At 61.1% G+C, this 21,047-nt stretch carries 19 protein-coding genes; 18 read left to right on the plus strand and 1 reads right to left on the minus strand.

The genetic code is table 11. From position 1 onward, the window contains the following. The first annotated feature begins 382 nt into the window (after nucleotides 1-382). From QWU43_RS06355 to argH, 16 genes are all read left to right on the plus strand, one after another. On the plus strand, nucleotides 383-982 hold the full coding sequence (locus QWU43_RS06355) for a hypothetical protein (RefSeq protein WP_370917403.1): 600 nt from the start codon (nucleotides 383-385) through the stop codon (nucleotides 980-982). A 445-nt stretch (nucleotides 983-1,427) separates the two neighbouring features. Continuing rightward, nucleotides 1,428-1,991, plus strand: coding sequence for a translation initiation factor IF-3 (infC, locus tag QWU43_RS06360; protein ID WP_370914946.1), 564 nt, complete (start codon nucleotides 1,428-1,430; stop codon nucleotides 1,989-1,991). 31 nt (nucleotides 1,992-2,022) lie between these two features. Next, nucleotides 2,023-2,217 carry a 50S ribosomal protein L35 gene (gene rpmI, locus QWU43_RS06365; protein ID WP_370914945.1) on the plus strand — a complete coding sequence of 65 codons (195 nt, stop codon included), beginning with the start codon at nucleotides 2,023-2,025 and terminating at the stop codon, nucleotides 2,215-2,217. A gap of 80 nt (nucleotides 2,218-2,297) precedes the next feature. Beyond that, a complete protein-coding gene (gene rplT, locus QWU43_RS06370; protein ID WP_370914944.1) occupies nucleotides 2,298-2,681 on the plus strand; it encodes a 50S ribosomal protein L20 in 384 nt (127 codons plus the stop codon). A gap of 167 nt (nucleotides 2,682-2,848) precedes the next feature. Then, a complete protein-coding gene (locus tag QWU43_RS06375; protein ID WP_370914943.1) occupies nucleotides 2,849-3,661 on the plus strand; it encodes a TrmH family RNA methyltransferase in 813 nt (270 codons plus the stop codon). Between the two features lie 186 nt (nucleotides 3,662-3,847). Continuing rightward, the gene (gene pheS / locus QWU43_RS06380) at nucleotides 3,848-4,870 is read left to right on the plus strand and encodes a phenylalanine--tRNA ligase subunit alpha (RefSeq protein WP_370915354.1); all 1,023 of its coding nucleotides are present in this window, start codon (nucleotides 3,848-3,850) and stop codon (nucleotides 4,868-4,870) included. 56 nt (nucleotides 4,871-4,926) lie between these two features. Next, nucleotides 4,927-7,449, plus strand: coding sequence for a phenylalanine--tRNA ligase subunit beta (gene pheT / locus QWU43_RS06385; RefSeq protein ID WP_370917404.1), 2,523 nt, complete (start codon nucleotides 4,927-4,929; stop codon nucleotides 7,447-7,449). Between the two features lie 148 nt (nucleotides 7,450-7,597). Then, complete coding sequence (locus QWU43_RS06390; protein ID WP_370914941.1) at nucleotides 7,598-8,677, plus strand: PTS transporter subunit IIC; 1,080 nt, start codon at nucleotides 7,598-7,600, stop codon at nucleotides 8,675-8,677. 197 nt (nucleotides 8,678-8,874) lie between these two features. Further along, on the plus strand, nucleotides 8,875-9,918 hold the full coding sequence (gene argC / locus QWU43_RS06395) for an N-acetyl-gamma-glutamyl-phosphate reductase (RefSeq protein WP_370917405.1): 1,044 nt from the start codon (nucleotides 8,875-8,877) through the stop codon (nucleotides 9,916-9,918). Nucleotides 9,919-9,971: 53 nt separating this feature from the next. Beyond that, nucleotides 9,972-11,144: a bifunctional glutamate N-acetyltransferase/amino-acid acetyltransferase ArgJ gene (gene argJ / locus QWU43_RS06400; protein WP_370917406.1), complete on the plus strand. Its 1,173-nt coding sequence runs from the start codon at nucleotides 9,972-9,974 to the stop codon at nucleotides 11,142-11,144. Nucleotides 11,145-11,204: 60 nt separating this feature from the next. Further along, nucleotides 11,205-12,146: an acetylglutamate kinase gene (gene argB / locus QWU43_RS06405; protein ID WP_370917407.1), complete on the plus strand. Its 942-nt coding sequence runs from the start codon at nucleotides 11,205-11,207 to the stop codon at nucleotides 12,144-12,146. Then, nucleotides 12,143-13,372 (plus strand): acetylornithine transaminase, encoded by a 1,230-nt coding sequence (locus QWU43_RS06410; RefSeq protein WP_370917408.1) that lies wholly within the window; start codon nucleotides 12,143-12,145, stop codon nucleotides 13,370-13,372. The genes argB and QWU43_RS06410 overlap by 4 nt, the downstream gene beginning before the upstream one ends. Nucleotides 13,373-13,377: 5 nt before the next feature. Continuing rightward, nucleotides 13,378-14,349 (plus strand): ornithine carbamoyltransferase, encoded by a 972-nt coding sequence (gene argF, locus QWU43_RS06415; RefSeq protein ID WP_370917409.1) that lies wholly within the window; start codon nucleotides 13,378-13,380, stop codon nucleotides 14,347-14,349. Beyond that, nucleotides 14,346-14,828: an arginine repressor gene (locus QWU43_RS06420; protein WP_370914935.1), complete on the plus strand. Its 483-nt coding sequence runs from the start codon at nucleotides 14,346-14,348 to the stop codon at nucleotides 14,826-14,828. The genes argF and QWU43_RS06420 overlap by 4 nt, the downstream gene beginning before the upstream one ends. A 242-nt stretch (nucleotides 14,829-15,070) precedes the next feature. Continuing rightward, the gene (locus QWU43_RS06425) at nucleotides 15,071-16,273 is read left to right on the plus strand and encodes an argininosuccinate synthase (RefSeq protein ID WP_370914934.1); all 1,203 of its coding nucleotides are present in this window, start codon (nucleotides 15,071-15,073) and stop codon (nucleotides 16,271-16,273) included. A gap of 168 nt (nucleotides 16,274-16,441) precedes the next feature. After that, nucleotides 16,442-17,875 carry an argininosuccinate lyase gene (gene argH / locus QWU43_RS06430; RefSeq protein ID WP_370917410.1) on the plus strand — a complete coding sequence of 478 codons (1,434 nt, stop codon included), beginning with the start codon at nucleotides 16,442-16,444 and terminating at the stop codon, nucleotides 17,873-17,875. A 37-nt stretch (nucleotides 17,876-17,912) separates the two neighbouring features. Here the strand turns inward: argH and QWU43_RS06435 are convergent, their stop codons facing one another. Continuing rightward, nucleotides 17,913-19,079: an aminotransferase class I/II-fold pyridoxal phosphate-dependent enzyme gene (locus tag QWU43_RS06435; RefSeq protein WP_370915353.1), complete on the minus strand. Its 1,167-nt coding sequence runs from the start codon at nucleotides 19,077-19,079 to the stop codon at nucleotides 17,913-17,915. Between the two features lie 318 nt (nucleotides 19,080-19,397). Here QWU43_RS06435 and QWU43_RS06440 point away from each other — a divergent pair, with 318 nt between their 5' ends. Continuing rightward, nucleotides 19,398-19,577, plus strand: a complete 180-nt coding sequence (locus QWU43_RS06440) for a Trm112 family protein (protein WP_370914932.1) — start codon at nucleotides 19,398-19,400, stop codon at nucleotides 19,575-19,577. A gap of 44 nt (nucleotides 19,578-19,621) precedes the next feature. After that, entirely contained in the window at nucleotides 19,622-20,896 is a 1,275-nt protein-coding gene (gene tyrS / locus QWU43_RS06445) for a tyrosine--tRNA ligase (RefSeq protein WP_370917421.1), read from the plus strand. Nucleotides 20,897-21,047 lie beyond the last annotated feature (151 nt).

Here is a 21,047-nt window from a genome sequence, read left to right on the forward strand (position 1 = left end):
CCGCTGAACGCGGGCGCACTATCCTCGACAGTGTGATGTGCCGAGCCATCCTCCCCGGAGTCCGGAGTCTCCGGTTCTCTTTCCGTCGGCAGACAGTGAATGAGGTGCACTAGTGACTGAAACGAATGGCAGCGGAACGGGTGACCGTGGAGCTTCAGAACATGAGGCCGGTTCCGTTTCACGAGACCCGTGGTCGGAAATCCCTCCGGAGAGCGACGTCTTCACACACGATGCCGGGAGCACCTCGGATCTCTCATGGAAAGGTGCATCCTCGGATCCGGCTCCGACCCAGCAGCTTCCGCCCCTCGGTGCTGGGGCCGCGGGGCAGCGAACTTCACGGCAGATACCGTCGACGCAGCCTGCCCCGTCGGGGAGGCCAGCGGTGCGTGGTGCGACCGGTGTCGTCATAGGTTTCCTTGTTGTTGTCATCATTGCAGCGCTATCTGTGCTGGTGCTCGGCTTCACCGTACTGGGGTGGGGTAGCCCGGAGCGAGACAAATCAACCACTCGTACGGACGAAGAGGCTGTGGTTGTGGAAACGACGGTGGTCACGGTGACGGCGGCGCCTTCGGAATCTACACCTGTGAGCTCCCCGAACACCGGCACGAGCCCCAAGGAGTCACCGCGGGCACGTGTGTCTGTGGAGGAAACGGATGAAGTATCGCCGACGCCGTCGAAAGCAGAAACTTCCAGGAAACCGACGACGACTGAGCGTCGGTCCGGGTTCGGAGTTCCCGACGGGGCCATGCGCTGCGGAGACTCCGGTCGTTCTGGCGTCTATGCCGGAACCGACGTGACTAGCTGTGGGTTCGCCATGAACGTCGGAAAGCAGATAGCCGGTCAGGGAGGTAATTCTGCCCGGGCAATTTCTGCGGTGTCACCGGTGACCGGTAAGAAATACCGGATGACCTGTTCTCCGAAGGGGGCAGGTGCCTGGGAATGTAGGGGAGGTGACAATGCTGTCGTTTATGTGGTGCCCTGATTCGGGTCCATGATCTCGGGGTGAGGGACGTGCACTTTGGTGGTGCAGCTAGTCATGATATACTTTAAACCACTACCGCCCATTGTGGGCTTTCGTGTTGCATGTTATGTCTGTCGCAAAAATCATCAGACGCCTGGGTGTCTGAAGTTGAGTGTGGAAGGCGTACCATATCGGAAGTGCGCAGGGTCGCAAAGTGGAGGTCCCTCCCACCATAAGCCGCTCGGCATTGTCGCCGGGTTGGACAGTGGTTGTCGCGTAGTCGCCGATCGTTTCTCTTGTCGGTTTAACCATTCGACGGAGTTTTCTCCGGATTGTTTGGTTTAGCTGCATTTAGCATCGATGATCGGCTACGTACCTGGGTCTCCCGTTGTTTCCATCGATAGATGGGATAACGGGTTTTCGTTATTTCCAGGTTCGTCACGAGACGTGGGATGTCCAGGTTGCGGTGCGGTATCACGCATTATTCACTGCAACCCTAGGAGTACACATCAGCGCTGAAGCTCGCATAAATGAGCGAATTCGAGTTCCTGAGGTCCGGCTCGTCGGACCCGGTGGTGAGCAGGTGGGCATCGTCCGCATCGAGGACGCCCGCAAGCTTGCGTATGAGGCGGATCTGGATCTGGTGGAGGTAGCCCCCACCGCCAAGCCTCCGGTCTGCAAGATCATGGACTACGGCAAGTTCAAGTACGAGACCGCGCAGAAGGCGCGCGAGTCCCGGAAGAACCAGCAGCAGACTGTTGTCAAGGAGCAGAAGCTTCGTCCGAAGATCGATGACCACGATTACGAGACGAAGAAGGGTAATGTGGTCCGGTTCCTTGAAAAAGGTTCCAAGGTCAAGGTGACCATCATGTTCCGCGGCCGTGAGCAGTCTCGACCTGAGCTCGGCTACAGGTTGCTGGATCGGTTGGCGCAGGACGTCGCCGAATACGGTGTCGTAGAGACCAAGCCAAAGCAGGACGGGCGCAACATGACCATGGTCATCGGTCCGCTCCGCAAGGGCAAGAAGTAAAACACACTAGCTTTTTTAAGGACGTCAACTCATGAAGCAGAAGACCCACAAGGGCACCGCAAAGCGAATCAAGGTCACCGGCTCCGGCAAACTGCGCCGCGAGATGGCTAACCGTCGGCACCTCCTCGAGGGCAAGCCCTCCACCCGGACCCGTCGCCTGAAGGGCACCACGGATGTTGCGAAAGCCGACACCAAGCGCGTCAAGCGTCTTCTCGGTCGGGCGTGACGTCGTGCCGCTGATCTGACAGCGGCGTGCGGTCCCCTCTCAAGTAATTAAACCCCCAAGATTCGTAAGGAAGTTTTACCGTGGCACGTGTCAAGCGGTCTGTGAACGCCAAGAAAAAGCGTCGCGTCATACTCAAATCAGCCAAGGGCTACCGTGGACAGCGCTCGCGCCTGTACCGCAAGGCCAAGGAGCAGATGCTCCACTCGATGACCTACGCCTACCGCGATCGTCGCGCACGCAAGGGTCAGTTCCGTCGCCTCTGGATTCAGCGTATCAATGCGGCAGCCCGGATGAACGGAATTACTTACAACCGACTCATCCAGGGACTGCGTCTCGCCGGTATCGAGGTTGACCGTAAGATTCTCGCCGAACTCGCAGTGAATGACTTCGGTGCTTTCTCCGCTATCTGCGAGTCGGCGAAGGCTGCTCTTCCCGAGGACGTCAACGCTCCTAAAGCTGCCTGACCTTCCAACCCTGACGTAGAGAATCAGGACAGTGCACTCATGTAGCACTGTCCAATCTTCTGCGGTATTCCGCGATTCAGTCCCTGAACAGGGGGATGGGTCGCGGTTTTTGGTTTCCGGGATCCTGAACTGTGGCTCAGGTGGGGAGCGCTGCTAGGTTGGGACGCATGTACCTTGACTTCACCGAACCTTCGACGGAACGTACCCCCAGGGTGATTTCCGCCGTCAAACTCCATCGCAGTGCTGGACGGAGGAAGGCTGGATTTTTCCTTGTGGAAGGGGTCAACTGTGTCGAAGCAGCCGTTGAGAAAGGTGTCGTCTCGGACATTTTCGTCACAGAATCGGCTGCTGGTAGGTTCGCGGCATTACTGAACGTTGCGGCCTCCGGTGGAGTGCACCTACATCCGGTGACGGATAAAGCAGGAAGGAATCTCTCGGATACCGTTACCCCGACGGGGCTGGTCGCCGTTTGTCGGTCGATTCTCGTGGATCTCGACGATGCGGTGACAGTCGACACCCGTCTGGTGGCGGTTCCGGTTGAGACCTCTGAACCGGGTAATGCCGGGACGGTCATTCGTGTAGCGGACGCAGTCGGAGCTGATTCCGTCATTTTTACCGGTGATACCGTGGATCCTCACGGTGGGAAAGTCGCACGGGCTTCAGCGGGGTCGTTGTTCCACCTGCCGGTGGTACGGCACCACGACCAGATCGAGGTTGTCTCGAAGCTGCGCGAGCGGGGAGTGCAGATCCTAGCGACGGCCGCGGACGGTGAAGTCAATCTCGATGAAGCAGATTCACTTCTTTCCCGCCCCACAGCATGGCTGTTCGGGAACGAGGCTCGCGGGCTTTCATCGGAATTAATGGATGCCGCCGACCACCGGGTGCACATTCCGATTCGGGGGCGTGCCGAATCACTGAATCTCGCGACGGCCGCGGCGATCTGCATGTATGCGTCCGCCCGCGCTCAATACCTCTCCTGAATGTCGGGTGAGCTGTGCCCGGAGGATGGTTCCGATCATGTCAACAGGTAAGATCCTCCTGAGCACGCGTGTCCCGGTATACCACGTCAGTGGGTGTTCCTTTCCGGGTACACCCTTAACAATCCCGCAAGAACAGAATGTCCCAAACGACGTAAAGGAGTCAGAACCCCGGTGACTGACAGTCGAATGAACGAAGCCAGCCTCAACCACGCTGCGGAGGAGGCACTCGAAGCTTTCGCCGCCGCAGACTCGCTCGACGAACTCGCTGTCGTCCGCCGCTCGCACCTTGGTGACGAGGCGCCGATTCCACAGGCACGCCGTTCGCTCGGTACGCTTCCGAAGGACCAGCGTAAGGATGTTGGCCGACTGGTGAATATGGCGCGTGGTCGAGTTGAAAAGGCATTCGCTGAGGCAAAAGCGAGGTTGGAAGAGAAGCGCAATGCCGAGGTGCTCGTTGCGGAGCGAGTGGATGTCACACTTCCAACCGCGCGTATCCAGGCCGGTGCGATGCATCCAATCACCACGCTGAGTGAGCAGATCGCCGACATCTTCGTGGGTATGGGGTGGGAGATCGCCGACGGCCCGGAGGTTGAGGCGGAGTACTTCAACTTCGACTCTCTGAACTTCCTGCCCGACCATCCGGCGCGGACGTTGCAGGACACGTTCCACATCGCACCTGAAGGTTCCTCTCAGGTACTGCGGACACACACATCACCGGTGCAGATGCGCACGATGCTCTCCCGGGACGTCCCGATCTACATTGCCTGCCCGGGCCGGGTGTTCCGCACAGATGAACTCGATGCGACGCACACTCCAGTTTTCCATCAGATCGAAGGACTCGCCGTAGACCGAGATCTGACTATGGCACACCTCCGGGGCACGCTGGATCACCTTGCCCAAACTTTGTTCGGCCCGGATACCCGTACCCGGATGCGCGCCAACTACTTCCCTTTCACCGAACCATCCGCAGAAGTCGACGTGTGGTTCCCGAGCAAAAAGGGGGGCGCGGGCTGGATCGAGTGGGGTGGCTGCGGGATGGTCAACCCGAACGTACTGCGTGCCGCAGGAATTGACCCGGAAGAGTTCACAGGTTTCGCTTTCGGTATGGGGCTGGAGCGTACGCTGCAGTTCCGGAATGGGCTGTCTGACATGCGCGATATGGTCGAGGGTGACATCCGTTTCACCCAGCCGTTCGGTGTTCAGGTCTAGCCGAGTTTTCGCTCACCCTCTTTTCACACTGTATTCAACTCCAGGAGAATCCCCTCATGCTCATCGCCAAGAACTGGGTCGCCAGACTGCTGCGCTCAGCCGCCGCCTCCCAGTCCGACTGGTCGGTCACCGATGCTGAACTCGATAGCGGTTTCGTCCGGGTCGGTTTTGAGACCGAAGGTTTCTCCACGATTCCAGAGACCACAGGTCCACTGGTTGTCGGCCGGGTCGAGACGATTGAGGAGCTCACCGGATTCAAGAAGCCGATCCGGCATTGCTACGTCAACGTCGGTGACGCCAACGGCACTGGGGAGCTTCAGTCCATTGTCTGTGGTGCCCGCAATTTCGCCGAGGGTGATTACGTCGTGGTCTCGCTGCCCGGGTGCGTGCTTCCCGGTAACTTCGAGATTGCGGCGCGGGAGACGTACGGACGAATGTCCGCAGGCATGATCTGTTCCGCGGCGGAGCTTGGACTGACCACCCAGCAGAATAAGGGCATCATCACTCTTCCCGCCGATGGTGACTATGAGCTCGGATCGGACGCTCGCGAGATCATGGGCCTTGATGACACGGTCTTTGACGTCAATGTGACACCGGACCGTGGTTATGCCCTTTCTGCCAGAGGTCTGGCCAGGGAGATCGCGAGCGCCTTCGACCTGACCTTCGTGGACCCCGCCTCCGATCCCGCGGTTGCTGGTATGGAGGTTGCGCTGCCGGCGGTCGAGGGTCAACTTCTGAATGTTGACCTCCGCCCTGAGACGAAGACGGTCAGGTTCGGACTCCGTCGGGTCACTGGGGTGGCTGCCGGGGCGGAGTCCCCGATATGGATGCAACGTGAACTGATGCTCTGCGGGCAGCGGCCCGTCAATGCCGCGACCGATGTGACCAACTACGTGATGATGCTGTTCGGCCAGCCGATGCACGCCTTCGATGCCGCCCAGATCGCGGGTGAGACACTTGTCGTACGCCGTGCAGCGCAAGGGGAGAAGCTCGTGACCCTCGATGGGGTCAATCGTTCCCTTGATCACGAAGATGTGGTTATTGCCGACGGTAACGGTGTCCTTTCCCTGGCCGGTGTCATGGGCGGTGCCTCTTCTGAAATCAGCGCTGAAACCACCGACGTCTACCTTGAGGCAGCGAACTGGGACCCGATCACCGTCGCCCGCACGTGCCGTAGACATAAATTGTCGAGTGAGGCGTCGCGGCGCTTCGAGCGGGGTGTGGACCCGGTCCTCGTCGAGGTTGCTCTTGACGTGGCCGCCCATGTGCTTGCCCAGATCGCGGGCGGAACCGTGGAGTCCGGTCGTACGCTGGTCGGGGATACGCCGGTCATGCCGACGGTTCGGATGGATGTTCATCGTCCCGCACGCATCGCAGGGATGGAGATCCGCCCCGAAACGGTGATTGGGCGGCTCCAGGAGGTAGGTTGCGCCGTCGAGCGTAACGGTAACGTGCTCACAGTTACACCTGCCACCTGGCGGCCAGATATCACGATGGATGCGGATCTCGTGGAAGAGGTGTTGCGCCTGGAGGGCCTGGAAGACATCCCCTCGATTGTCCCCACCGCACCTGCCGGTCGAGGTCTCACACCGGCGCAACGGCGTCGTCGGGCCGTCGGACACGCTCTCGCGTACAGCGGCTACACCGAGATCCTCCCGAGCCCGTTCATCGAGGCTGATGTCTTCGATCTGTGGGGTCTGGCTGCTGATGACCCCTGGCGGCGAGTCGTCGCAGTCCTCAACCCGCTTGAAGCTGACCGATCGATTCTCGGTACGACTCTCTTACCGAACATGCTGGATGCCGTACGCCGGAACGTATCGAGGGGACAACGGGACGTGTCTCTCTATGGCGTCGAACAGGTGGCGATCGCCGGTGACGTGGACCGGTCACCGATGCCTGACGTCCGTATCCGACCGTCAGATGAGATGATTTCGGAACTACTGGGGTCATTGCCGAAGCAGCCGTTGCATGTGGCGACAGTCGGCGTGGGAGATATCGAGACTGCCGGACCCCTCGTGTCAGCCCGTGCCTACACGTGGGCGGACGCGGTGGAATCCGCGCGGGTTGTCGCCAGGGCCGCCGATGTTGAACTCGAAGTGTCCTCGGCGGAACGGCTGCCGTGGCATCCGGGGCGGTGCGCCGCGTTGAGTGTCGACGGAACTGTTGTCGGGTACGCCGGTGAGCTACACCCTCAGATTCTGGAACGTGCAGGTCTGCCACCGCGAACCTGTGCGATGGAGCTGAACATCACGGCCTTGCCGTTCGCACCTTCCGCTCCTGCGCCTGTACTGTCGCCATTCCCGGCACTGATGCAGGACATAGCACTCGTTGTCGACGAGGACGTGCCTGCGGAGAATGTGCGCCGGACGCTCTTCGCTGCGGCCGGAGATCTGATCGAGACCGTTGAACTCTTCGATGTCTACAGGTCGGAGAGCCTCGGGGAGGGGCAGAAGTCGCTTGCCTTCGCCCTGCGCTTCCGTGCGTCGGACCGGACGTTGACTGATGATGAGTGTTCGGCCGCCCGACTTGCGGCGGCGGACGCGGCCGCCCGGGAACACGGTGCCCGCATCCGGAGCTGATCCGTGGATTGTGGAATGGCCCAGAATCATCTGCTGACTCCGGGCCATTCTTCGCACCGCGCGAGGGGTATGTATCGGGGGTGTCGGTGGCTGTGTTCAACGCCTGAACAGTACCGAAGTTGTTTCATGGTTACTAAAGTCACGACGTGTGAATCGACTGTTACGTAAATGGGCCTCCCTCTTTTTCATTGATGCGCTCACAGGCATGGCCTTCGGCCTTTTCGCGACCCTTATCGTCGGAACGATAATGGTGCAGCTCGGGCGCTATGTGCCGGGAACCGTCGGGGAATTCCTCGTCGTCACAGGATCCGTGGCCTCTGTTCTGACTGGCTTTGGCATTGGCATCGGTGTGGCCCACAGACTATCTGGATCCACGTTCGTCATCGCAGGCACCGGAGTCGCGGGAATGGTGGGGGCGCACGCCGGGAAAATTTTGGGGGGAGAAGTCGTCGAGGGGCTGTCTTTTCAACTGCTTGGCCCCGGAGAGCCGCTGGGCGCATTCATTGCCGCGTTCATCGCGGTCGAATGCGGACTGTTCGTCTCCGGTCGGACCCCCGTCGACATTCTTGTCACCCCCTTCGCGACCATTGCCTCGGGGTCTGCGGTGGGGCTGCTGATCGGGCCGACGATTTCGAATTTCATGACGAGACTGGGTGCAATGATCAACTGGTCGGCGCAACAGCAGCCGTTCCTGATGGGTATTCTCGTCGCGGTCATCATGGGTGTCTGCCTGACTCTCCCGATCTCATCAGCGGCGTTGGGGATCATCCTCGGCCTTTCCGGGCTCGCCGCAGGTGCCGCAACTGTCGGATGTTGCTGTCAGATGGTTGGCTTCGCCGTTGCAAGCTGGCGAGAGAATCGGTGGGCGGGACTGGTCTCGCAGGGACTCGGCACCTCGATGCTGCAGATGCCGAACATCGTCCGGCGTCCCGTGATCTGGCTGCCGTCCATCATCGCCTCAGCGATTCTCGGTCCCGTCGCGACGACGGTGTTCGGTATGGAGAACAACCCTGCTGGATCGGGAATGGGGACCTCCGGTCTTGTCGGTCAGATTATGACCTGGAGCGTCATGTCTCCGGAGCATGCGGCTGTTCCGCTCGCGTTGATGATCCTCGGTCTGAACATCGTCGGCCCGGCTGTCCTGGTTCTCGCGATTTCGGAAGTCATGCGGCGTAAAGGCTGGATCAGGCCGGGAGACATGGCGCTGGCGCGATCGGAACCCACGTAGGCTGGTGGCTCGTGGTATCCGGTGGATGCCGTGGAGCTGAGAAGCTGCATCAACTGTTGGCATCGGTCGTTGTCTGGTGATCGGGTACGGGCACGGTTCCTGAACGATCATCGCGCTGAGATGTTGAGTAGAGCGCTGCCGCACGGAACTAATCTGCATAATTTGCATTAGTGCGCATAAATGATATGCTGTCGTGCATGTCAATCACTGTTGCAGTCGCAGGTGCCAGCGGATATGCCGGAGGAGAGATCCTGAGGATCCTTCTCGGTCACCCTGACTATCGGAACGGTGGGCTGCGGATCGGTGCGCTGACAGGTTCCTCGACTGCGGGGAGCACTGTCGGTGAGCTCATGCCGCACCTCGGCGAACTCGCTGATCGGGTTATCGCACCGACCACCATCGAAGAGCTGGCGGGACATGATGTCGTGTTCCTCGGCCTGCCCCACGGACATTCTGCCGCCATCGCGGAACAGCTCGGTCCCGATGTTGTCGTGATCGACTGCGCCGCCGACTTCCGGCTCGATGACGCTGCGGACTGGGAACGGTGGTACGGCTCGAAGCACGCGGGCACCTGGCCCTATGGAATCCCGGAGATGCCGGGTAACAGGGATGTTCTGCGGGGGGCGAAACGCGTCGCCGTCCCCGGTTGTTTCCCCACAGGGGCGACGCTCGCACTGCTCCCTGCTGTCGCTGCTGGACTCATTGTCCCGGACATCTCGATCGTGTCCGTCACCGGTGTCTCCGGTGGCGGTAAAAAAGCATCGGTCGGGCTGCTCGGCAGTGAAACCATGGGATCACTCAAGGCATATAACACAGCAGGCCGACACCGGCACACCCCGGAGATCACCAGGAACCTCCGACTCCACTGTGACAGGCCGGTCACCGTTTCCTTCACTCCGGTCCTTGCGCCACTACCCCGAGGGATACTCACTACTGCCTCAGCTCCGCTTGTCGAAGGGGTCAGTGCAGATCAGGCGCGGGCTGTCTACCGGGACGCCTACATGGAGGAGCCTTTCGTGATGGTACTCGCGGAGGGAGTGCAACCGCAGACCCAGAGTGTGCTCGGGTCGAACATGTGCCAGGTACAGGTAGAGGTTGACGTTGATGCCGGACGGCTCCTTGTCACCAGTGTCATCGACAATCTGACCAAGGGCACGGCCGGCGCCGCTGTACAGTGCATGAACCTCGCACTCGGGCTGGATGAGACCGCAGGTCTTCCCCGCTCTGGGGTGGCGCCCTGATCCGTGGTCAAAACCGACACCGCACTGACACCCCAGTAGAAGGAACCATCCCCATGTCTGACATAGGAATCACTGCACCGAAGGGCTTTTCCGCAGCCGCAACGACAGCGGGAATTAAACACTCCGGGAAACCCGATATGGCCCTCGTAGTCAATCACGGGCCAAGACAGACCGCGGTGGCATTGTTCACCCGGAACCGGATCGTCGCCGCACCGGTGAAGGTCAGCCGCGCCAATGTCGCCGATGGCCGACTCAAGGCCATCGTCTACAACTCCGGAAATGCCAACGCCTGCAACGGTTCCAGGGGAGACGCCGACGCGACGGCGACGATCGAACGCGTCGCGGAATTGCTCGGGGTCGAGCCGGGGGACGTCGCGGCCTGTTCCACCGGGCTCATCGGGGAACCGCTGCCCATGGACATCGTCCTCGCCGGCGTGGACAAGCTCGTCGACGGACTCACCGTGAACGACGGTGACAACGGTGGGGTCGCCGCAGAAGCCATTATGACGACCGATACGGTCGCCAAGCAGTCGGTCGGACACGGCGCCGGATACACCGTCGGTGGTATGGCCAAGGGAGTCGGAATGATGGCACCGTCGCTTGCGACGATGCTCGTCTGTCTGACTACCGACGCCGCGATCACCCGGGAGATGGCCGACATCGCGCTCAGGGCCGCTACCGCAGTGACCTTCGACTGCCTCGACATCGACGGGTCCACCTCGACCAACGACACCGTCATGTTCCTCGCGTCCGGTGCGTCCGGTGTCACCCCGGACCAGGATGACCTCAATGAAGTGGTTCTCCGGGTGTGTACTGATCTGGCGAAGCAGCTTCAGTCGGATGCCGAAGGCGTTACCAAGCGCGTCGCCGTGACCGTGATCGGAACCACTGATGACACCCAGGCCACCAATGCCGCCCGGACTCTCTGCCGCGATCCGTTGTTCAAGTGCGCGATGTTTGGCTCCGATCCCAACTGGGGGCGTGTGCTTGCCGCCGTGGGTATGGCGGACGCGGACATGGACCCCGAGCACATCTCCGTCCACTTCAACGGTCAACCTGTCTGCCTTGACTCGTGCGGTGCACCCGGTGCCCGGGATGTCGACCTGTCAGGGCGGGACATTGACGTCACTGTCGACCTCGGCACCGGCGGCACCGGAACCGCTACCCTGCGTACCACCGATCTGTCCCACGCTTACGTCGAGATCAATTCCGCCTACTCCACTTAGAAGATCTCCGCCCACCGGCATAGAGACCCTTCCACGACACCCCAGAAATCGGGACGAGACATGAACGACATGATGAAGGACATCACACCCGAGGTACGGGCCAACGTGCTCGCCGAAGCGCTGCCCTGGCTCAAGCACTTCCGCGACAAAATCGTCGTGGTCAAGTACGGCGGAAACGCCATGGTTGACGAGAACCTTCGCGCCGCTTTCGCTGCCGACATGGTTTTCCTCCGAACCGTCGGCGCGAAACCCGTTGTTGTCCACGGAGGCGGTCCGCAGATCAACGCAATGCTCCAGAAACTCGGAATCGAAGGCGAGTTCCGGGGAGGCTTTCGGGTTACTACACCCGAGGTCATGGAGATCGTCCGGATGGTTCTCTTCGGCCAGGTAGGTCGGGATCTTGTCGGACTCATCAATTGCCACGGCCCCTATGCCGTCGGTTGTTCCGGTGAAGACGCAGGGCTGTTTACCGCTGAGCGCCGATTGGTGGATGTCGCCGGGGAGCTCACCGACATTGGTCTCGTCGGTGACATCACGCACGTTGACGCCTCCTCGCTCATGGATATCATCGACGCCGGGCGCATCCCCGTGGTGTCCACGATTGCTCCGGACGGGGAGGGTCAAATCTACAACATCAACGCGGACACGGCAGCCGGTGCTCTGGCGAGCGCGATCGGTGCTGAGCGACTGATCATTCTCACCAACGTGCCCGGTCTCTACACCGACTGGCCCGACACGTCATCGATGGTCAGCAAAATCTCGGTTGGGGAACTATCAGCGCTCCTCCCATCACTCCACGCCGGCATGATCCCCAAGATGGAATCCTGCCTGAATGCCGTACGGCAGGGGGTCCACGCTGCCCACGTCATCGATGGTCGAGTAGCGCACTCCGTCCTGCTCGAACTCCTCACCGAAGGCGGTATCGGGACGATGGTTCTGCCCGATGCCTACGACCGCAACGATTATCCAGCCCCCACAGAGTTCCAGAAGGTTAAACCATGAACGAATCCAGGACCGACAATTTTGACGCACTCGGACGGTGGCCGGAAGCACTGATGAACACCTACGTACCGGCGCTCGATCTCGTCTCGGGGGAGGGAGCGGAAGTCACCGCAGCCGACGGCACCGTGTATCTTGACCTGCTCGCGGGCATCGCCGTCAACTCCCTGGGACATGCGCACCCTGCGGTGATCGAGGCCGTTGAGACGCAGATCCGCAGGTTCGCCCACGTATCCAACCTCTTCGCCTCCCGCCCCGTTGTCGAGGTGGCTGAAAAGCTCAAGGAACGATTCGCCCACGGTGATAGCACCGTCGCGGAATCGACCCGTGTGTTCTTCTGCAACTCCGGTGCCGAGGCGAACGAAGCGGCGTTCAAACTCGCCCGCCTCACCGGAAGACACCGGGTGTTGGCCGCAAAGCATGGATTCCACGGTCGGACGATGGGGTCACTGGCGCTCACCGGTCAACCGGACAAGCGGGCAGCCTTCGAACCGCTCCCGGGCGGAGTGGAGTTCTTCCCCTATGGAGACATCGACTACCTGCGGAAGCTGGTGGACATCAACCCCGCAGACACCGCCGCGATCATTCTCGAGCCCATCCAGGGGGAGACTGGAGTAATTCCCGCTCCGGACGGTTACCTAGCCGCAGTCCGGGCCCTCTGTGACGAGTACGGCATCCTGTTCATCGCCGATGAAGTGCAGACCGGTGTCGGTCGCACCGGTGACTTCTTCGCCCACGCTCACGAGGGGATCTTGCCTGATGTGGTCACCATGGCCAAGGGGTTGGGGGCGGGCTTGCCCATCGGAGCATGTCTCGCGCACGGTAAGGCCGCGACACTGTTTGGTGTCGGTAGCCACGGCACGACCTTCGGCGGAAACCCGGTCTCATGCGCTGCGGCGCTCGCGGTGCTAGACACGATCGACGAAGACTTTATCGCGGATGTGCGGACCAAGGGCGAACACTTCACGGCAGCGATGAAATCCGTCGACGGTGTCACCGAGGTCCGTGGACGCGGCCTCATGCTTGGTCTTGTCCTCGACCGGCCCGTCGCTAAGAAAGCTGTGGCGGGTGGATTGAAGCACGGCCTGATTCTCAATGCCCCGTCCGACACCGTCATCCGTATCACCCCGCCGCTCGTGATCACCACCGAGCAGCTCGACTCCGCCACTGAGCGCATCGCAGCCGTCCTGACCGAGGTCCGAGACTCCGAGAAGAACACCGAAGGATAAGAGACATGACCACCACACCGAACGTCCGCCACTTCCTCGCCGACGATGACCTCACTCCTGCGGAACAGGCGGAGGTCCTGACCCTCGCCGCGGAACTCAAGGCCGCCCCCTACTCCCGTAAACCTCTCGCCGGACCGCAATCTGTCGCCGTCCTCTTCGACAAAACCTCAACCAGGACCCGGTTCTCCTTCGACGCGGGTATCGCTGCACTCGGCGGCAATCCCATCGTCGCGGTCACTGACAAGACCCAGATGGGGAAGGGCGAGACCTATCAGGACACCGGATCGGTGCTCTCCCGGTTCGTGTCCATGATCGTGTGGCGGACCTACGCCCACGAGAATCTGCTCGCGATGGCGGAGACCGCGACCGTCCCGATCATCAACGGGCTCTCCGATGACCTGCACCCGTGCCAGATCCTCGCTGATCTACAGACCTGTGTCGAGAAGCTTTCACCGGAACAAGGACCGGCTGGTCTTCGAGGCAGAAGCGCTGTGTACCTAGGCGACGGAGCGAACAACATGGCCAATTCCTACCTGCTCGGTTTCGCCACCGCCGGTGTGAACATGACGATCGTCGCGCCGGAAGGGTTCCAGCCCGAGGAGCGCTTCGTCGAACGTGCCCGGGCGGTCGGAACGCAGACGGGTGCGGAAATCCGGGTCACCGACAGCCTTGATGGTGTGGACGGTGCGGACATCGTCATCACCGACACCTGGGTGTCCATGGGGCAGGAAAATGACGGCATCGACCGGGCTTCGGTGTTCCGCCCCTACCAGGTCGATGACGCTGTGATGGCACGCGCCGCCGACGGTGCGATTTTCCTGCACTGTCTACCCGCATACCGGGGGAGTGAGGTCACGGCGGAGGTCATCGACGGACCACAGTCCGTGGTGTTCGACGAGGCGGAGAACCGACTGCACGCGCAGAAGGCGCTCATGGCGTGGCTGCTGGAGAACCAGCCCGGTGGTGCGGCACGATGAGCCGTCCGGCGCCGGTGACCCGTGCTGCCCGGCAGGGGCGGATAGTGGAGATCCTGGACAAATACCGGGTCTCATCCCAGGTTCAGCTCTCCGAGCTGCTTCTCGACGAGGGTATCGATATCACCCAGGCCACACTCTCCCGAGACCTCGACGAACTCGGCGCCAAGAAAGTTCGGCCCGACGGCGGGCGAGCGTTCTACATGATCGGACCTGCCGAGGCGCCGCTCACCGAGCAGATGCGCGGTCCGGCTGAGAAGCTACGGAGGATGCTCGATGACCTCCTCGTCAGTGTCGATTCCTCCGGTAATACCGCCGTCCTTCGGACTCCACCGGGGGCAGCACAGTACCTGGCTAGCTTCATTGATCGGGTCCAGATGGACGAGGTTGTGGGCTGTATCGCGGGTGATGACACGATCTTCGTCATAGCCCGTGAACCGTTAACTGGTCAGCAACTCGGAGAGATGTTCGAGCGTCGCTGATGCTGGTGAGATGTGGTCCCACTGAGGTATGAAAACCCAGCCCTGTGCATAATTTGCACACAAGTGAATAAATAGGCTAGGGTGGCGGACGTCGAGCAGTGATCCGCGTTGCCACGCGGGTGCCTGCTGCACCTGCACCAACCGTACTGTTAGGGTGTGGTGCACACCTGAGTCGCCAGTCGTCAGGATTTTCGCTGGTAGAACCCACATACAAACGATGAAGCACCTCTCAAGGAGAAGACATGACTGATCGCGTAGTTCTCGCCTATTCCGGCGGCCTCGACACCTCTGTGGCCATCCCGTATCTGGCCAAGATGACCGGCGGTGAGGTCGTGGCCGTGGCCCTCGATCTCGGACAGGGCGGCGAGGACATGGAGAGTGTGCGTCAGCGTGCGCTCGACTGTGGCGCGGTCGAGGCTGTCGTCGTCGACGCGAAGGACGAGTTCGCCGAGGAATACTGCCTGCCGACCATCAAGGCCAACGGCATGTACATGAAGCAGTACCCGCTGGTCTCCGCCATCTCCCGGCCGTTGATCGTCAAGCACCTCGTCGAGGCAGCCGAGGAACACGGCGGAACCCACGTCGCCCACGGCTGTACCGGTAAGGGCAATGACCAGGTCCGCTTCGAGGTCGGTTTCGCGGACATGAACCCGGATCTGAAGATCATCGCCCCGGCACGTGACTTCGCCTGGACCCGTGACAAGGCCATCGCCTTCGCCGAGGACATCAACCTCCCGATCGAGCAGTCCACCAAGTCACCGTTCTCCATCGACCAGAATGTCTGGGGTCGTGCTGTCGAGACCGGATTCCTCGAAGATCTCTGGAACCCGCCGACGAAGGACCTCTACGCTTACACCGAGGACCCGGCGATGGGCAATGCGCCCGACGAACTCATCATTTCCTTCGAAGGCGGAGTTCCCGTCGCCATCGACGGCAAGAAGGTCACCGTTCTGGAGGCCATTGAGGAGCTCAACCGTCGTGGCGGTGCCCAGGGCGTTGGTCGACTCGACATGGTCGAGGACCGACTCGTCGGCATCAAATCCCGCGAGGTTTACGAAGCCCCGGGTGCGATGGTTCTCATCACCGCTCACCAGGCACTCGAAGATGTCACCGTTGAGCGGGAACTCGCCCGCTACAAGCGCCTCATCGACGCCCGCTGGTCCGAGGAGGTCTACGACGGTCTCTGGTTCGCGCCACTGAAGCGCTCCCTCGACGCCTTCATCGAGTCCACCCAGGAGAACGTCACCGGTGACATCCGGGTCGTTCTGCACGGTGGCCGCGTGACGGTCAACGGCCGCCGCTCCGAGTCGAGCCTCTACGACTTCAACCTCGCCACCTACGACACCGGCGACACCTTCGACCAGACGCTCGCCCGCGGCTTCGTCGAGCTGCACGGTCTGTCCTCGAAGATCGCCTGTCGCCGCGACCGCGAGGCCGGCAAGTAGAATCCACGATCATGCACGAGCCCTTCCGCCGATGACGTCACCCGAACCGGGTATGACGCCACCAGCGGAAGGGTTTTCGCCGTGCCGGATCAGTAACCAGAAATCATATCGGGCATTATCACCCCAAGAAACCGCCAGAACACACTCCCGAAGGAGCCGACGATAACCGTGGAACAGCACAAGACAAATGAAGGTGCCCTCTGGGGCGGCCGTTTCTCCGGGGGCCCCTCCGAAGCGATGTTCGCACTGAGCGTGTCCACCCACTTCGACTGGGTGCTTGCTCCCTATGACGTGCTGGCCAGTAAGGCCCACGCGAAGGTCCTGAACTCCGCCGGGCTGCTGTCGGACCCGGACCTCGAGACCATGCTTGCTGGTCTCGACGAACTGGGGGAGAAGGTCGCCGCAGGTGAATTCGGACCCGAACCCACCGACGAAGATGTCCACGGTGCCATGGAACGGGGGCTCATCGGCATCGTCGGTCCCGAGGTCGGCGGTCGCCTCCGTGCCGGTCGTTCCCGCAACGACCAGGTCGCGACATTGTTCCGCATGTGGGTCCGGGATGCGGTCCGGGACATCGCCCTGGGTGTCACCGATCTCGTTGATGCCCTCGTGGGACAGGCGGAAGCGCACCCCGACGCCATCATGCCTGGCAAGACCCACTCGCAGGCCGCGCAGCCCGTACTCCTCGCGCATCAGTTGCTCGCCCACGCGCAGCCCCTGCTTCGGGATGTCGACCGTATCCGTGACCTGGACAAACGTCTCGCGGTGTCACCATATGGCTCCGGTGCGCTTGCCGGGTCCTCCCTGAGCCTCAACCCTGAGGCGATCGCCGAGGAGCTCGGCTTCGACTCGGCGGCGGACAACTCCATCGACGGTACCTCCTCCCGGGACTTCGCCTCGGAGACGGCGTTCGTGCTCGCGCAGATCTCCGTCGACATGTCACGCCTAGCAGAGGAGATCATCTACTGGTGCACGCCCGAGTACGGCTACGTCACGCTCGATGATGCATGGTCCACCGGCTCGTCGATCATGCCGCAGAAGAAGAACCCTGATGTCGCCGAGCTCACCAGAGGCAAGACCGGCCGTCTCATTGGTAATCTCACTGGCCTGATGGCGACGCTCAAGGCACAGCCGCTGGCCTACAACCGGGACCTGCAGGAGGACAAGGAGCCGATCGTCGACTCCGTCGCGCAGCTCAACCTCCTGCTGCCCGCCATGACCGGCCTTGTCTCCACGCTCACCTTCCATCCGGAGCGGATGGCGGAACTGGCACCCGCGGGGTTCACCCTAGCCACCGATCTGGCCGAATGGATGGTCCGCCAGGGCGTTCCGTTCCGTGAGGCGCATGAGGCGTCCGGAGCCTGCGTCCGGATCGCCGAGTCCCGGGGCGTCGGGCTGGATGAGCTGACCGATGACGAACTCGCGGGTGTCGACGCCCGACTCACCCCCGAGGTCCGGGGAGTCCTCACAGTCGAAGGAGCCGTTGCATCCCGGGCTACGCGCGGCGGGACTGCCGGTGTGCGGGTGGTCGAACAGCGTCAACGCGTTGTGGCGAAGTCAGCGGAGTACCGCTCCTGGGCCGGGACGCCGATCCGGCGCTGATCACGACCTCGCTCCACTCAGCTCAGCGCCGAGGGTGTCAGACGAGACGTGCGACAGCGTCCCGGATCAGGTGCTCTCGCTTGCAGAATGCGAAACGGACCAGGGGATCGAGGTGCCCGGTGTTCCCGCTCGTTGCGAATGCGGACACCGGGATCCCGACCACTCCACGCTCAATGAGCGCACCGGTACAGAATTCTGCCGCGTCGGTTACCCCGAGTGGCGTGGCGTCCGCGATGACAAAGTACCCGCCGGCACAGGGTTTTACCCTGAACCCCGCGCGATCCAGACCGTCGATCAACAGATCACGGCGCCGTTGCATGTCATCGCGGAGTCCTGCTATCCAGGCCTGTTCATTATCGAGGGCGTGTGCGACAGCGGGCTGGACGTGACCGACCCCGACGAAGGTTAGAAACTGCTTCGCCTTCGTCACGGCGTCGATGATCTCCGGTGTGGACATCGCCCAGCCGGTCTTCCAACCGGTGACATTCAGGCACTTCGCTGCAGAAGACACCGTCACCGTGCGTTCCCGCATGCCGGGCAACATCGCGATCGGGGTGTGCGTGCGGCCATCGTAGACCAGTTTCTCGTACACTTCATCAGCCAAAACGATGAGGTCATGGCGACAGGACAGCTCGGCGATAATTCCCAAATCATCAGCGTCGAACACGTGGCCTGTGGGATTGTGCGGCGTATTGATGATGATCATTGCGGTGGACGTACTCACGGCGCTGCTGAGAGCTCGGTGATCCAGCCGCCAACCGGTGTCCGAGTCGACATCTGGGAGTAGGGGAACCGGTACGAGTTTCGCACCTGCGAGGGCGACTGCTGCAGCATAGGCGTCATAGTAAGGCTCGATAACGATCACCTCACTTCGGGGCTCCACCAACGCGAGAACCGTTGCCGCGATTGCCTCAGTGGCTCCGACCGTGATCAGTACCTCGAAGTTTGGGTCAAGTCTGTGTCCGAGACTTCTTTCTCGGTCGGCAGCTACGGCAGCCCGCAAGCCCGAGAACCCTCGCCCGGGAGGGTACTGGTTGTTTCCTTCCCGAATCTGGCGGATCGCCTCATCGAGCATCGACCGGGGCCCATCGCCATCGGGGAATCCCTGTCCGAGATTCACCGCGCCTTTTTCGACGGCCAGGTTTGTCATCGTGGCGAAGATGGTTTCCGGGAAATGGTCGAGTCGGGATACGAGGCGTGACATGGGGATCAAGTCTAGCCGGATGTGCAGGTTGTTCGTCGTCCAGTCACTGTAGGCCACTACCCGCATGACGAGGTGTGACGGGGCTGAGACGGCCTTGGTCAGGGCGATCCGTACGGTGCGGATGCCTTCATCGCCGTTCCTCGGGTGCTCCGCCGCCTGCACCCCGTAAGAGAAGTCATCGCCCCATGGTGTTGGCCGCTGGTGCTGTAGCCGATCCCTCCAGAAAACGGTTGATGTGGCGGTTCGTGGGGACACCTTCGCGGGTAGCCTCGAGGCCGGAAAAGGCTGGGATCATTTGAGCGGGTAGAATTATCCGCTATGAGTATCGACCCACAGTTGCTTGATGTGCTCGCCTGCCCGAAAGATAAAGGGCCCCTTGAGTATCTCGAGGATGATCAGCTCCTGGTCAACAAGAGGCTCGGACTCGCCTATCGCATCGACGACGACATTCCCGTGCTTCTCATCGACGAGGCGGTCTCCTGGCCGTCCGCCGAGTGATGTCCTGTGACACTGAATCCGAGCGGTCTTTCAACGAAGAGGAACTGACGATGAACATCATTGATGAATTGAACTGGCGTGGGCTGATCAACCAGTCCACTGACCTGGACAAGCTCCGTGGGGAGACCGATTCCCCGATTTCCCTCTATTGTGGTTTCGATCCGACGGGACCTTCGCTCCACGCCGGACACCTCGTTCCCCTCCTTCTCCTGCGCCGCTTTCAGCGGGCCGGACACCGGCCGGTGGCTCTCGCCGGTGGTGCCACCGGGATGATCGGTGATCCACGGGACGTTGGTGAACGGTCGATGCTCACCGAAGAAGCGGTTGCCGGGAATCTTGAGCGGATCCAGAATCAGCTTGCCCGGTTCATTGATTTTGAGGGCGACAATGCTGCGGTCATGGTCAACAACGCTGAATGGACCAGGGGGCTCAGTGTGATTGACTTCCTCAGGGACGTCGGCAAGCACTTCTCCCTCAACACCATGCTGAACCGGGATACCGTCAAGCGGCGTCTCGACGCCGATGGTATCTCTTACACCGAGTTCTCCTACATGCTTCTGCAGGCGAACGACTACGTACAGCTCAACCGGACCCACGGCTGTGTCCTTCAGATCGGGGGAAGCGATCAGTGGGGCAACATCGTGTCTGGTGTTGATCTCAACCGTCGCGTCAACGGCGTGAGTGTCCATGCCCTGACGGTCCCGTTGGTGACCGACAGCGAGGGGAACAAATTCGGTAAGTCCACCGGTGGTGGAAAACTTTGGCTCGATCCTGAAATGACCAGCCCGTATAGCTGGTACCAGTACTTCTTCAACACCAACGACGCCGATGTCATCAAGTTCCTGCGTTGGTTTACGTTCCTGGATAAGAATGAACTCGAGCAACTCGAGGTCGAGGTTGCCGAGCGCCCGCATAAGCGTGAGGCACAGCGCAGACTGGCACGCGAAATGACGACGCTGGTCCATGGCGAGGAAGCGACCGTCGCTGTTGAGCTTGCTGCCCAAGCTTTGTTCGGTCGAGCTGAATTGGGCGCTCTTGATGAACGCACCCTCGAAGGTGCTCTTTCTGAGACAGGTGTCGCCGAGGTTGCCCCCGGTGAGCCGAGGACCATTGTCGATCTTCTCGTGGCTACCGGGCTTACTGATTCCAGGGGAGCGGCACGTCGATCCATCAAAGAGGGCGGTGCGTACGCCAACAACATTCGGATTACTGATGAGGGATGGGAACCCAGAGAATCCGACCTCTTGTACGGGAGTTGGCTCATTCTGCGCCGAGGAAAGAAGAACTTCGCAGGTGCTCACTTCACCGGGACGCCGTAACCCGCCGTTCACTGTTTATCTGAAACCCCTGTGTCTACCGAGTTCCCGGTGGCGTAGGGGTTTATTTCATGGTGTGATTTCGATTCTTGTCCGCAGTGGAGATACGGGATACATCAGCGGCCTGATTCTCTCCACACAATGGTTCCTGTGT

The organism is Corynebacterium sp. CCM 9204, assembly GCF_041357695.1.
Classification (GTDB): domain Bacteria; phylum Actinomycetota; class Actinomycetes; order Mycobacteriales; family Mycobacteriaceae; genus Corynebacterium.